Annotated in this window: 13 protein-coding genes; 6 read left to right on the forward strand and 7 right to left on the reverse strand. The window is 70.1% G+C overall.

The window, feature by feature from the left end; genetic code table 11:
• Positions 1–52 precede the first annotated feature (52 nt).
• From RKE25_RS14575 to RKE25_RS14600, 6 genes are all read right to left on the reverse strand, one after another.
• The gene (locus RKE25_RS14575) at positions 53–1,276 is read right to left on the reverse strand and encodes a TolC family protein (RefSeq protein ID WP_311838820.1); all 1,224 of its coding nucleotides are present in this window, start codon (positions 1,274–1,276) and stop codon (positions 53–55) included.
• Positions 1,273–1,581 carry a DUF3240 family protein gene (locus RKE25_RS14580; protein WP_311838821.1) on the reverse strand — a complete coding sequence of 103 codons (309 nt, stop codon included), beginning with the start codon at positions 1,579–1,581 and terminating at the stop codon, positions 1,273–1,275. The genes RKE25_RS14575 and RKE25_RS14580 overlap by 4 nt, the downstream gene beginning before the upstream one ends.
• Entirely contained in the window at positions 1,578–4,658 is a 3,081-nt protein-coding gene (locus tag RKE25_RS14585; RefSeq protein WP_311838822.1) for a CusA/CzcA family heavy metal efflux RND transporter, read from the reverse strand. The genes RKE25_RS14580 and RKE25_RS14585 overlap by 4 nt, the downstream gene beginning before the upstream one ends.
• Positions 4,659–4,665: 7 nt before the next feature.
• Complete coding sequence (locus tag RKE25_RS14590; protein ID WP_311838823.1) at positions 4,666–5,721, reverse strand: efflux RND transporter periplasmic adaptor subunit; 1,056 nt, start codon at positions 5,719–5,721, stop codon at positions 4,666–4,668.
• 63 nt (positions 5,722–5,784) lie between these two features.
• Complete coding sequence (locus RKE25_RS14595) at positions 5,785–7,212, reverse strand: ATP-binding protein (protein ID WP_311838824.1); 1,428 nt, start codon at positions 7,210–7,212, stop codon at positions 5,785–5,787.
• Positions 7,199–7,864, reverse strand: coding sequence for a response regulator transcription factor (locus tag RKE25_RS14600; RefSeq protein WP_311838825.1), 666 nt, complete (start codon positions 7,862–7,864; stop codon positions 7,199–7,201). Before RKE25_RS14600 ends, RKE25_RS14595 begins: the two co-directional genes overlap by 14 nt.
• 107 nt (positions 7,865–7,971) lie before the next feature.
• On the opposite strand from RKE25_RS14600, the gene RKE25_RS14605 reads away from it, so the two are divergent.
• The 6 genes from RKE25_RS14605 (at position 7,972) to RKE25_RS14630 (ending at position 12,506) form a co-directional block, all read left to right on the forward strand.
• Positions 7,972–8,439: a nuclear transport factor 2 family protein gene (locus tag RKE25_RS14605; RefSeq protein ID WP_311838826.1), complete on the forward strand. Its 468-nt coding sequence runs from the start codon at positions 7,972–7,974 to the stop codon at positions 8,437–8,439.
• Between the two features lie 130 nt (positions 8,440–8,569).
• A complete protein-coding gene (locus RKE25_RS14610; protein WP_311838827.1) occupies positions 8,570–9,262 on the forward strand; it encodes a sigma-70 family RNA polymerase sigma factor in 693 nt (230 codons plus the stop codon).
• Positions 9,259–9,621, forward strand: a complete 363-nt coding sequence (locus tag RKE25_RS14615; protein WP_311838828.1) for a hypothetical protein — start codon at positions 9,259–9,261, stop codon at positions 9,619–9,621. Before RKE25_RS14610 ends, RKE25_RS14615 begins: the two co-directional genes overlap by 4 nt.
• Positions 9,618–10,184: a hypothetical protein gene (locus RKE25_RS14620; RefSeq protein ID WP_311838829.1), complete on the forward strand. Its 567-nt coding sequence runs from the start codon at positions 9,618–9,620 to the stop codon at positions 10,182–10,184. The genes RKE25_RS14615 and RKE25_RS14620 overlap by 4 nt, the downstream gene beginning before the upstream one ends.
• A 36-nt stretch (positions 10,185–10,220) precedes the next feature.
• Entirely contained in the window at positions 10,221–10,577 is a 357-nt protein-coding gene (locus RKE25_RS14625) for a hypothetical protein (RefSeq protein ID WP_311838830.1), read from the forward strand.
• Between the two features lie 108 nt (positions 10,578–10,685).
• Positions 10,686–12,506 carry a S41 family peptidase gene (locus RKE25_RS14630; protein ID WP_311838831.1) on the forward strand — a complete coding sequence of 607 codons (1,821 nt, stop codon included), beginning with the start codon at positions 10,686–10,688 and terminating at the stop codon, positions 12,504–12,506.
• Between the two features lie 71 nt (positions 12,507–12,577).
• Here the strand turns inward: RKE25_RS14630 and RKE25_RS14635 are convergent, their stop codons facing one another.
• Positions 12,578–12,925, reverse strand: a complete 348-nt coding sequence (locus RKE25_RS14635; protein WP_311838832.1) for a hypothetical protein — start codon at positions 12,923–12,925, stop codon at positions 12,578–12,580.
• Positions 12,926–12,955 lie beyond the last annotated feature (30 nt).

Consider the following 12,955-nt stretch of genomic DNA (forward strand, 5'->3'; position numbering starts at 1 on the left):
CAGTGCAGCGGAAAATAAAAGCAGCTGTCAGAGACACGCAGAGGCGCCAGCCTCACTCCCCATGCCACAACTCATGCCCATCCACCCTCACCCTCAACACCGCCTCCCACGCCTGCGCCCGCGCCAACACCTCCGCTAACGCCCGCTCCCCCGCACTCCGCTCCGCCAGCAACAACTCCGCCATCCCCACCTCACCCAAGGCATAAGCCTTCCGCGTCCGCTCGGTACTGCGCACGGTCGCATCCCGCGCATCCCGCGCCGCCTGCCACTGCGCCACTGCCGCGCGCGCACGTTCCACTACGATCCGCGCATCGCGGCCGATGTCGCGGCGCACCGCGTCGAGCTGGCTGTAGGCGCCATCCGCTGCGGCTGCCTTCTCCTGTGCCTGCGCCGAGCGCAAAGCGCCGCCGATCGGTATTGTCAGCACGACGCCGATGCCGCGCTCCTCGCCGCCGCGTTCGTTGAATACGCGCAACCCCACGGTCGGGTCGGCCACGCGGTCCGCGCGGGCGCGGCGGGATTCGGCCTCCATCTGCTTGGCGGCTTCTTCCGCCGCGCCGATCTCGTGGCTGCGTTGCACGATCAGGTTCATGCCATCCTCGCCGGGCACGTCCGCCGGGCCCGGATCGGGCAGGATGGGCGGCTGCTCGGGTAGCGGAATGTCGGGAAAGCCAGCGCGCAACGCCAACCGCTGTTCGGCCGCATCCGCTTCCCGCGCGCGCGTGTCGGCCTGGGCCTGGGCCACTTCGGCGCCGATCAGCTCGACCTCCCGCAGCGAGGCATCGCCCAGCTGCTGACGCCGCACCACGGCATCGCGTTCGCGGGTCAACGAGCTTTCCCTGTCGCGCGCCTGCGCCAGCGCCGCCTCGGCCTGCAGCCAGCCCATCCATTCGCCAAGCAAGAGGCGCGCGGCCTGGTGTTCCGCATCGCCCTGACGCATCTGCGCCGCGGCGACGGCGTGGTCGCCGGTCTCGCGGTCCAGTGCCGCCTTGCCGGGCAGGCGGATGCCGCGGCTGGCGATCACGTCCCACTCACGGAAGGTCGGGCCGTTGCGGATGCGCCGCTCCTGGGGAATCACCTGCAACTGGGTTTCGTGCGGGCCGACGCGCAGGGCGCGCGCCTTCGCCTGCGCTTCCATCACGGCGCTGTCGGCCGCACGCACTTCCGCATACGCCGAGATAGCAGCTTTCACCCGATCTTCCGGCGGAAGAAAGGATTGCGCGCCGGCGAAGGATGGCAGCGCGAAGCAGGCGGCGAGCAAGGCGCGGTATTTCATGCCAGCCTCCCGAACGCTTCCACCGGCTCGATCCACCACAACACAGCGGTCGAGCGCACCTTCGCGCGCAGGCTTTCCACCACGCGTTCGGCTTCGTCGCGGTCCAGCACCATCCACAGCACGCGGCGGTTGACACGGCCTTTCACGCGTTCGGCGATGGAAGCGTGCGCGAAGTCGCTGCTGTGTCCTTCGGCGTGCAGCAAGGTGAAGCCGGGCAGCGGCGGCTCGTGCTCGATCAGTGCGGTGGTCACCGCGTCTTCGTAGGCTGGAGCGAACACCAGGTTCAAACGGCACAGACGGTTCATGCGCGACTCTTTTCGGCGACGGTGCCGAAGCGGCGATACAGCAGAGGCAGCAACAACAGGGTGAGTGCGGTGGAGGTGACCAGGCCGCCGATCACCACGATGGCCAGCGGGCGCTGGATCTCCGAACCAGGTCCGGTGGCGAACAGCAGCGGGATCAGACCCAGCGCAGTGATGCTGGCGGTCATCAGCACGGGGCGCAGGCGGCGGCGCGCGCCTTCGCGGACCACGTGCTCCATGTCGTGGCCTTGCGCGTAGAGCTGGTTGAAATAGGAGATCAGCACCAGGCCGTTGAGCACCGCGATGCCGAGCAGGGCGATGAAGCCGACCGACGCCGGCACGGACAGGTACTGCCCGCTGGCCCACAGTGCCAGCAGGCCGCCCACCATCGCGAACGGCACGTTGCCCAGGATCAGCAGCGCCTGCCGCACGGAACCGAAGGTGGAGAACAGCACCAGGAAGATCATGCCGATGGCGATCGGCACTACCAACCCGAGGCGCGCGGCGGCGCGCTGCTGGTTTTCGAACTGGCCGCCCCACACCACGCGATAGCCGGCCGGCAGCGGCACTTGCTTCGCCACGGCGGCGCGCGCTTCATCGACGAAGCCGACCAGGTCGCGGCCGGTGACGTTGGCCTGCACCAGCGCGAAGCGCGAACCGTTCTCGCGATTGACCTTCACCGGCCCGGTGGTCGGGCGAAGCGTGGCCAGCGCGCTCAGCGGCAGCTCGCCGCCCTGCCCGTTCGCCAGTGTGAGGCGGGCGAACGCGTCAGGGTCTTTGCGCAGCCCGGCTTCGCCGCGCACCAGAATCGGAATGCGCCGGTCCGGCTGGATCACCTGGCCGGCAGAAAGACCTTCCAACTGCGCGCGCAGTTCGTCCTGCACCTGCGACACGCTCAGGCCCGCGCGGCCGGCGGCTTGCGCATCCACGGCCACGCTGAGGTACTGCACGCCCTCGGTGGTCTGCGCCAGCACGTCCTGGCTGCCGCGCGTGCGTTCCAGCACGCCGGCGACACGCGTGCCCAGCTCGGTCAGCGTGGCGAGATCGGGGCCGAAGATCTTCACCGCCACGTCGCCGCGGCTGCCGGTGAGCATTTCGGCGACGCGCATCTCGATCGGCTGGGTGAAGCCGATCTCCCAGCCGGGAAAGCGCTCGGCGACCTTGCGCAGTTCCTCGGCCAGCCAGGTCTTGTCGGATCGGCGCCACTGATCCTTGGGCTTGAGCTTGAGGAACTGGTCGGTCTCGTTGAGGCCCATGGGATCGAGGCCCAGCTCGTCGGAACCGAGGCGGCCGACCACGTGTTCGACTTCCGGTACCTCCGCCAGTACCGCCTTCTGCAAGGCGAGGTCGCCGTCGCGCGAACTCTCCAGACTGACCGACGGCAGCTTCATCACCTGCAGCAGCAGGTCGCCCTCGTCCATGGTCGGCATGAAGGCCTTGCCGGTGAACAGATACGCGCCGACGCCCAGCAACAGCGCAGCGCCGGCCGCGGCCACCGAGCGGCGCGGATGCGCGAGCACGGCGTTCAGCAGCGGCATGTAGGCGCGATCCAGCTTGCGCATGAGCCAGGCCTCGTGATGCGGCCGTTCCTTCAACAGCCACGAGGACAGCACCGGCACCAGGGTGAGCGAAAGCAGCAGCGAACCGGCCAGCGCGAACACGATGGTCAAGGCCACCGGCGCGAACAGGCGTCCCTCCAGCCCCTGCAGGCTCAGCAACGGCAGGAACACCAGGCAGATGATCAGCACACCGGCCGCCACGGGCGCGATCACTTCGCGCACGGCGGCATAGATGCGGTGCAGACGCGGCAGGCTGCCGCCGGGTACGGTGGGATCGAGCCGGCTCACGGTGTTCTCCACCACCACCACGGCGGCGTCGACCAGCAGGCCCACTGCGATGGCCAAGCCGCCCAGGCTCATCAGGTTGGCGCTCATGCCCATCGCATGCATCAGCAGGAAGGTGAGCAGTGCAGCGAACGGCAGGATCAGCGCCACCACCAGCGCGGCGCGCACCTCGCCCAGGAACACGAACAGCAGCAGCACCACCAGCAGCGAGGCTTCGATCAGCGCGCGCGTCACTGTGCCCACGGCGCGCTCGATCAGCGCGCTGCGGTCGTAGAACACATCGATCTTCACTCCGGCCGGTAGGCTGGGTTGCAGTTCGCCCAGGCGCGCGCGCACCGCTTTCACCAGCGCCCCGGCGTTGGCTCCCCGCAGCGCGACCACGATGCCCTCCACCGCTTCCCCCTGCCCGTCGCGCGTGACCGCGCCGTAGCGCGTGAGCGCGTCGAGTTTCACCTGGGCGACGTCGCGCAGGCGCACCGCGTTGCCGCCGCGCTCGGCCACGACGATGTCGCCCAGATCGTCCAGCGTGTGCACCGCGCCCTCGGCGCGCACGATCAAGGCCGCTTCGCCTTCGGTCAGCCGGCCGGCGCCGTCGTTGCGGTTGTTGCGTTCGACGGCATCGACCACGTCTTTGAAGGCGAGGCCCGCGGCAGCGAGCTTGGCGCGGTCCGGCAGCACGGCGAAGCTGGTCGCTTCGCCGCCGAGCACGTTGACGTCCGCCACGCCGGGAATCGTGCGCAGCGCGGGACGCAGGGTCCAGTCCATCAGCGTGCGCCGCTCGGCCAGGCTCAGGCTGCCGCCTTCGATGGTGAACATCAGCATGTCCGACAGCGGCGTGGCGATCGGCGCGAGGCCGCCGGTCACGTCGCCGGGCAAGGACGGCGCGACGTTGCCGTAGCGCTCGGCCACCTGCTGGCGCGCCCAGTAGATGTCGGTGCCCTCGGCGAAATCGAGCGTGATGTCGGCGACGGCGTACTTGGCGATGGAACGCAGGACCGTGGCCTTGGGCAGGCCGAGCAGTTCCATTTCCAGCGGCACGACGACGCGGGATTCCACTTCCTCCGGCGTCATGCCGGGCGCCTTGAGGATCAGCTTGACCTGGGTGGGCGCGATGTCCGGATAGGCATCGATGGGCAGCGCGCGGAACGCCCACAGGCCGCCGGCGGCCATACCCAGCACGGCGACCAGCACCAGCAGGCGCTGCGACAGCGAGAATGCGACGAGACGGCTCAGCATGGCAGCGTCACTCGCCCAGCAGCGGCTTGAGCGCGCTGGCGCCGCGCGTCACCACCGTGGCGCCGGCCGGCACTGCGCCGCGCACCACCGCGCGCTCGCCGTCGGCACCCAGGCGTTCGACACGCACAGCGGTGTAGCGGTCCCCCTGCACGGTGAGGAGCATGGCGTGCTCGCCGTCGGGCAGTACCGCGCTCGCCGGCACGGCCACCGCATCGGCCGGCGCGGGTATGTCCAGTCTCAACGAAGTGCGCTGTCCGATCGCCCAAACCGCATCGGGCGCCAGCCGCGCGCGCAGGCGCAGGCTCTGGCTGCCGGCATCGGCCATGGCGGATACGGCGGTGACTTCGCCCCGCGTACCGTCTTCCATCGCCACGCCCAGGCCCGGCCGAAGCGCCGCGCGCAGTGTGGCCGGCACCTGGAACTGCACGTCCATGCCGCCGTCCCGCGCGATGACGAAGGCGCTGTCCAGCGCGTTGGCGCCCTGCCCGGGCGCGAGCATCCGGCGCAACACGCGACCGTCCTGTGGCGCGCGCAGCACGTACTCGCCCGGAGCGCCCTGAGCGGCCGCGGCGTCGCCCATGCTGTCGCGGAACTGCACCAAGCGCGCGCTGGCGTCGTCGGCGCGGGCGCGGCTCTCCTCGGCGCGAGTGCGCGCGATGATGCCTTCGGCCAGCAAGCTGGCGTCGCGCGCAGATTGGCGCTGGGCCAGGGAAGCGTCGATCTGCGCGCGGCGCAGTTCCGCCTGCGCGGCGAGGAAGTCGCGGCTCTGGAGGGAGGCCAGGACCTGCCCGGCCTTCACCGTGGCGCCGTCGTCGACGCGTACCGCCAGCACCGTACCGGCGAAGGGCACGCTGACGGTGCGCACGCCGTCCAGCGGCATGACGATTTCCGCGGGCAGCCGGCTCACCGGCACGGTCGCGGCGCGTTCCGCGCGCGCCGTCGCGATGCCGAGCAGCTTGACCTGGTCGGCGCTCAACCGGGCGGAGGACGCGGCCGCAGGGAAAGCGAGCAGCAGGCACAGGCCAAACAGGGCGCCGCCGTGAAGGGAGGAAGGAAGGGACATGAGCGTGGGCATCGAGAGGGACGCCGCAAGCTTGTCCACGCCAGCTTTGAGGAAGCTTTGACCTCAATCCATGGACAAGTCCGGCAACGGCCCCAGCCGCGCCGCCAGCCATCCGTCCCGCAATTCGAACGTCAGCGCCAGCCCCAGGCTGGCCGCCAGGGCGCGCGCCAGCGCCAGGCCAAGGCCGGCATGCGCGGCCGTGCCGCCGGCGGGTGCCTTGCGCCAGAAACGCTCGCCGAATTGGTCCAGGTCCGCCGCGTCCAGGCCGGGGGCCGGGTTGTCCACTCGCAGAAAGCAACCGCCGCCGGACGTCTCCGCGCCAAGCCGGATAGTGCTGCCCTCTGGCGCGTAGGCGATCGCATTGCGCAACAGGTTGGACAGGATGCGCTCCAGGCTGCCGACGTCCGAGCGTACCCACAGCGCGGAGGGCAGCGCGTCGTCGATGCGTACGCGCCGCTCCGCCGCATCCGGCGCCAGCGATGCAAGCAGACGGCGTGCCAGCGCCGCGGCATCGAGCGGATCGGTGGCCGGGCGATCCTGCCCCGCTTCGTAGCGCGCGAGCTGCAGCAGCGTGTCGATGGCGCGCTGCATGCGTTCCACCGCGGCAATGGACGTGCCGTACGCCGCATCGCGCGCGGCGTCGTCGCCCGGGCGGCGCGACGACGCTTCGATCGACGCGCGGATTTCGGTCAGCGGCGTGCGCAACTCGTGCGCCACGTCGTGGGAGAAGCGGCGTTCGCGCTCGATGGTCGCGTACAGGCGGGCGAAGGCGTCGTCCAGCGCCGCGGCGAACGGCGCCAGTTCGCGCGGCAGCGCGGCATCCGCCATCGGCGCTGGAGATGGCGCTGGGATCGGGGAAGCGCCGCCGCGCGCCACGCGTTCGCCAAACCGCAGCACCGGCCTGAGCCCGCGCCGCACCGCAAGCAAGGCAATGCCCACCGCCAGCAGCAGCGCGAGCGCCACGCCGCCCATCAGGCTGTAGTGGATGCGACGCTCTAGCCGGTCCGCCTCGGTGCGCTCGGTGGCCACCGCCAGCGTCACTTCGGTGGGCTTGCCGCCGAGCCGCGCGAGCACCGGCATAGCCAGGCCGCGGCCGGCGTGACCATCGGGCAGGTCGAGATCGTAGTAACGCGGCCCCTGCCCGCCCATGGGCGGATGCTGCAGCGGCCGGTCGGCGCTGGACGCGGAGCGGAACAGCGTGCTGCCGTCCGCGCCCCATACCTCGAAGAAGTCGGCGTGTCCGGGGAGTTCGTACTCGGGCATCAGCCGGCGCAGCACGCTCAGCTCGCCGGCGTCCGGCCCGTTTTCCAGGTAGACGGCGATCGCGCGCGCGTGGTCCTGCAGTGCATGGTCCAGGCGGCCGTAGAGTTCGCGGTCGATCAGGCTGTCCAGCACCACGAACAGGCCGATCAGCAGCGCGCCGAGCGCGACGGCCAGTTCCAGCGCCATGCGCCGCTGCAGCGAGGGCCGGCGCACCTCAGGGGATGACATAGCCGAAGCCGCGCCGCGTTTCGATCAGGTCGCCCGCACCCGCGCGCGTCAGCTTCGCGCGCAAGGTACTCATGATGACTTCGATCGCCTTGTCCGAGGTCTCGCTGGCGCCGGCGTAGAGGCGCTCGAAGATCTGGGCGCGAGAGAAGACCCGGCCGCGCTCGCGCAACAGCACCTCCAGCAGGCCGAATTCCTTGGGCGAGAGATCGAGGTCCGTGCCGTCGCGGCGCACCGTGCGCGAACGCGGATCCAGCTCCAGCGCGCCGATGCGCAGCACCGGCTCGGCCTGCTCCAGCGGCCGGCGGCGCAGCGCGCGCAGGCGCGCGAGCAGTTCGTCGAACACGAAGGGCTTGATGAGGTAGTCGTCCGCGCCGGCATCGAGTGCGGTAACACGGTCCACCACGTGGTCCCGCGCCGACAGCACCAGCACGCGCGTCGCCTCCTGCCGGCGGCGCAGCTGGCGCAGCACTTCCAGGCCGTCGATGCCGGGCAGCATCAGGTCCAGCACGATGAAGTCGTAGGCGAACTCGCGCAGGAAGGCCAGCGCCTGTTCGCCGGTCGCCGCCTCGTCGCAGGCATAGCCTTCCGCCGCGAGTCCGCGCACCAGGGCCTGTGACAAGGGTTCGGAGTCTTCGACGATGAGCACGCGCATGGCCGGTAGTCTCGCCGCGCGGCGGCGCCGGGCGCAATGCGCGGCGGCTTGCCGCGAAGCGGACTACCATGAGCGGCCTGATGCAGCCCACGCCGCCGAGGTCGCCCATGAACACCCGTCCGCCCCTCCCGCCCTTCACCCTGAAAACGGCCCGGCAGAAGGTGCGCCTGGCCGAGGATGCCTGGAACACGCGCGATCCCGAACGCGTCGCGCTGGTCTATACGGAGGACACGCACTGGCGCAACCGCGCCGAGTTCCTCGACGGCCGCGAGGCGGTGAAAGCCTTCCTGCGCCGCAAGTGGGACCGCGAGCTGGATTACCGCCTGATCAAGGAGCTGTGGGCCTTCGGCGACCACCGCATCGCCGTGCGCTTCGCCTACGAATGGCACGACGACGCGGGCCAGTGGTACCGCAGCTACGGCAACGAAAACTGGGAATTCAACGACGCCGGCCTGATGGTCTACCGCCACGCCAGCATCAACGACAAGCCGATCGCCGAGACCGAACGCAAGTACCACTGGCCAATGGGACGGCGACCGGACGGGCATCCGGAATTGAGCGAGCTGGGGTTCTAGCCCACCTGGCGTCGTGACCGGGGCGTTCGAGGCGCCTCTCGTCCTTCGCCTGCCGCGCCAGCAAGGGGTTTAACCCCATCCCGGCGAATCCGGCGAATACATCAGGGACGCCCATCGAGAACGGATGCCCATGACCGCTCATGCCTTGTCTCGCGACTGGACGGCCGACGGCGCCGGCGTGCTCGGCCTCCTGCACGCTCAATGGCCCTGGCTGGCCAAGGACGAGGCCATCCTGCCGCCGCCGCTGCGGGTGGACGCGCTCACGGACGAGGATTGCATGGCGCGCTACCGCGACGGCGACGAGCGTTCCTTCCGCGTGCTCTACCTGCGCTACCGCGACAGGCTCTACCGCTACACGCTGCGCCTGGCGACGCATCCGCAGGAAGCCGAAGAAGTGTTCCAGGACGTCTGGCTGGCGGTGGTGCGCGGCAAGGCCGGTTATGTGCCGGGCGCGTCGTTCGCCGCCTGGCTGTTCTCCGTCGCGCACCGGCGCGCCGCCGACCGCTGGCGTGCGCTGGGCCGGCATGCGCCCGACGGCATCCATGCGGCAGGCGGCGAGGAAACGGAGGCCGTGTACGGCACCGTCCCTGCCGGCGCCCTCTCGCCCGAGGGACATGCGCACAATGACGCGCTCGGGGACGCGCTGCAGCGCGCCGTGCGCGCCTTGCCGCTGCCCCAGCGCGAAGCCTTCCTGATGAAGGCCGAAGGCGGCCTGGCGCTGGAAGACATCGCGCTCGCCACCGGCGTGCCGCGCGAAACCGTGAAGAGCCGCCTGCGCTATGCGCAGCAGCGGCTGCGCGAAGCCCTGGAGCCGTGGCTATGAATGACGACAGCCTGGACGAACTGGTCGCCCTGTACCGGCAGAGTGCGAACGAAACCGCGCCGCGCCGCGTGGATGCGCGCGTGTTCCGCGCCGTCGAGACACAGGCCTCGCGGGGTCGCCTGCGCCGGGCCTGGCCCTGGCTGGGCCTGGCCATGGCGGCGAGCTTCGCCATGTGGCTGGGCGTTTATCACGCCACGCCCATGCGCGGCGCAGCGGCCCTGGGCGACGACCCGACCAGCCTTTACCTGCTCCACATGGACGTCACGCCGCCAGCTGCGCGGCGCGACGTCTACGCATCGCGCAGCGACGGCCTCCGGCCCGCGATGACGGACAGCGACACTCTCAAGGAGATTCCATGATCCGACGCCCCGCCTTTTTCCTCGGTCTCGTGCTGCTGGCCGGCCATGCCCACGCGGGCGACCTGCCCAAGGGCTGGTTCCGCGCCGGCTCCACGCCGGCCGCCTACGACATGGGCGTGCAGGCCGGCGACCGGCATCCGGGCGACCGCAATGCCTACATCCGCTCGCTGCCGAAGGACGGCGGCTTCGGCACGCTGATGCAGACGATCGACGCCAGCGCCTATCGCGGCAAGCGCATGCGGCTGTCCGGCTATCTGCGTGCGCGCGACGCCACCAGCGCGGCCATGTGGATGCGCCTGGACGGTTCCGGCCAGCGCGTCGTCGGCTTCGACAACATGGGCGACCGCTCGCTGCATGGCACCACCGACTGGAAGCGCTGCGAGATCGTGCTCGACGTGCCGGACAGCGCCAGGACCATCGCGTTCGGTTTTCTGCTGGAAGGCAAAGGCGAAGTGCTGGCCGACGATTTCCGCCTGGAGGAAGTCGGCAAGGACGTCCCGGTGACCGGCAAGGGCGAGCCGGCCTTGCCCGTCGCGCCGGTAAACCTGGACTTCGTGCAATGAAATAAGCCGCCGGATGCCGCCCCCCGAGGAAAGCCCATGAGGACCTTGCGTTCGCTCATCCTGCCGCTGCTCCTGCTCGCCGCGTCCGCGGCCTGGGCGGGCAGCAGGGACCACGCTGCCGACCGCCATCGCGGCGAGCCGGCGTGGAAGCCCGCGGCGGCAGACATGTTCCGGCACGGGAACGATCCGCTGTCGCCATGGGCCGGCTTCGCTGATGCGGCGGCCGGCCATCCTGCGGTGACCGATGCCGCCACGCGCACCGGGTGTGGGGAGAACGAGCTGGCGCGCGCCATTCGCCTGCCGGTCCGCCTGGTGGAGCACTACGCCGCGACGACGCTCGCCTTCCTCGCGAAGCTGTGCGCGCAGGCGATCTTCGGCCTGCGCGAGGACTAGCGCCGCGGTGCGTATTCAGGCGATGCGGCAACACGCATCGCCTGGCAGGAAAGGCTTCGCTCGATCGAACGCAAGGCTCATCGCAGTCGCATGCCACGGAGAGCAGTCATGAAGCTGATGCGGATCTTGGCCCTGTTGTTGCCTCTCGCCACCACCGTCCATGCCGACACCGCCGATGCCGGCGGAGGCATGCGCGACGCCGAACAAGTCGCGGCCTTCGCCCGCCTGTACGGCGTGGTGCGCCACTTCCATCCCGGCGATGCGCTGCAGGAGATGGACTGGAACCGTTTCGCCGTCTATGGCGCGCAGCAGGCGCAGGCGGCGCAGGGAAGCCGTGCGCTGGGTCAGACGCTGCGCGAGCTGTTCGCGCCGATCGCCACGGGCGTGCAGATCCTGCCGGAGAGCCAGCCCTACCCGCCGGCGTCGCCGCCGATCCGTGACCCGTCGCGCATCCTCTGGCAGCACCGCGGCTACGCCGACGGCGTCAGCCCGTATACGAACTACCAAGCCAAGCGCACGCATCGCCCAGGCGTGGCCGCATCGTACCCCACCACGCCCACACCGCCCGGCTCGGACTACGACGGCGCCGAAGCTCTGCTCTACCCCGTGCCCGATGCACTCGGCCGCGTGGTGGATTTCCCGCTCGGCGACGGCTGGAAGGCGCGCGTTCCGCTGGACCTGGCCGCCGTCGATGCCACAGTGACGCCCGCCCAGCGCATCGCGCTGGATGTGCTCAAGGCACGCATGGATGCCTCGGTGCCACCTCCGGACGCCACGCCGCTGATACCCGCGCAGCGCGAAGCCGACGTGCTGGTGGCGTGGAACGTGTATCGCCACTTTTATCCATACTGGATGGACGTGGACGTCGACTGGGATGCACAGCTGCTGCCGCTGCTGCGCGAAGCCGACCGCCCCGCGGAACGCGCCGCGCATCGCGATCTGCTGCGCCATCTGGTGTCGCTGGTACAGGACGGCCATGGCCAGGTGATCGACCGGCGCCAACCGCTGGCGAGCCTGCAGGTCCGCGTCGAGCCTGTGGAAGGACAACTGCTGATCACTGACAGCCGTGATCCGCAGGTGAAGGCCGGCGACCGCATCGTCGCCATCGCCGGCAAGCCGGCGCGTCTGTGGCTGGACCGCGAGGTGCGGCTCGCCTCGGGTTCGGCTCAGTGGCGCCCGTGGCGGGCCATGCTCGAACTGACCTCAGGCCCGAAAGGCAGCGCACTGCCGCTGCGCCTGGAGCGCGACGGACGCCGCTTCGACGCCACGCTACGTTATGAACGCACCTCCGTCTCCGACATGTCCAACGCCGTGCTGCCGGCCCCCGTGGCGGAGTTGAAGCCGCGCGTGTGGTATGTCGATCTGTCGCGCGTGGTACGCAACGACCTGCAGCCGTATATGGACCGGCTCGTCTACGCCGATGCCGTGCTGTTCGACATGCGCAGATATCCGAAGGACGTCGCCGCCACCTTCGATCTGCTGGGTCAGCTGATCGATCACGAGGAACACGCGAAATGGGCGCACCTCGCCTTCGTCGATGGTCCCTTCCAGCAGGTTTCCGGCTACGACAGCCAGGGTTGGGACCTGCAACCGGCGATGCCGCGCTTTCGCGGCCGTATCGTCTTCCTCGCCGGCGGCAATACGGTGAGCTTCGGCGATTCCGTACTCAGCTACGTGGACGACGAGCATCTCGGCCTGATCGTGGGCTCGCGCACCGCCGGCACCAGCGGTGACATCCAGGGCTTCAACACGCCGTCCGGTTACTTCGTGCGATTCACCGGCCTTCGCGTCACCCGGCATGACGGCCACACGCCCATCCACCTGGTGGGTACCGCGCCGGACGTGTGGGCCACGCAGACCGTCGCGGGCTTCCGCGCCGGGCGCGACGAGGTGATCGAGCGGGCCTTGCAGGCCATCGGCAAGGACTGACGAACATCCGGCTGGCAGAACGCGGGCAAACGCCTGCGGCAGTGGCGCGGTTCGCCGTGGCTCACTCCAAGCTACGGTTTGCAGTCGGGGCGTACCGGCATGTCGGCCGTGTTCACACAAGGCTTGAAGTCCATGGGCAAGCCGACGATCTCGCGGCTCTCGCCGCGGGCGAGGGCGAAGCGTTCCGGCGGCTTGTCGCACGTACTGGCCGGGGCTGCACAGGAAGGATCGAACAGCGAGAAGTGGCATTGCCCGCTGGAGCTCGCCAGGCATTCGAAGCGGGCGACGCCGGCGCGCTGCTCGATCCTGCCGTGCAGTACGTCGCCGCCATCGGCTTCGCTGCGAATCTCGGTCACGCGGCCGCCGGAACAACCGACCACGGCGAACAGGTAATACAGCATGGCCAGTACGTTGCGCATCGTTGCATCCTCCGCGCGCTTGCCGCGCGC

This window comes from Dyella sp. BiH032 (assembly GCF_031954525.1).
GTDB lineage: Bacteria > Pseudomonadota > Gammaproteobacteria > Xanthomonadales > Rhodanobacteraceae > Dyella_D.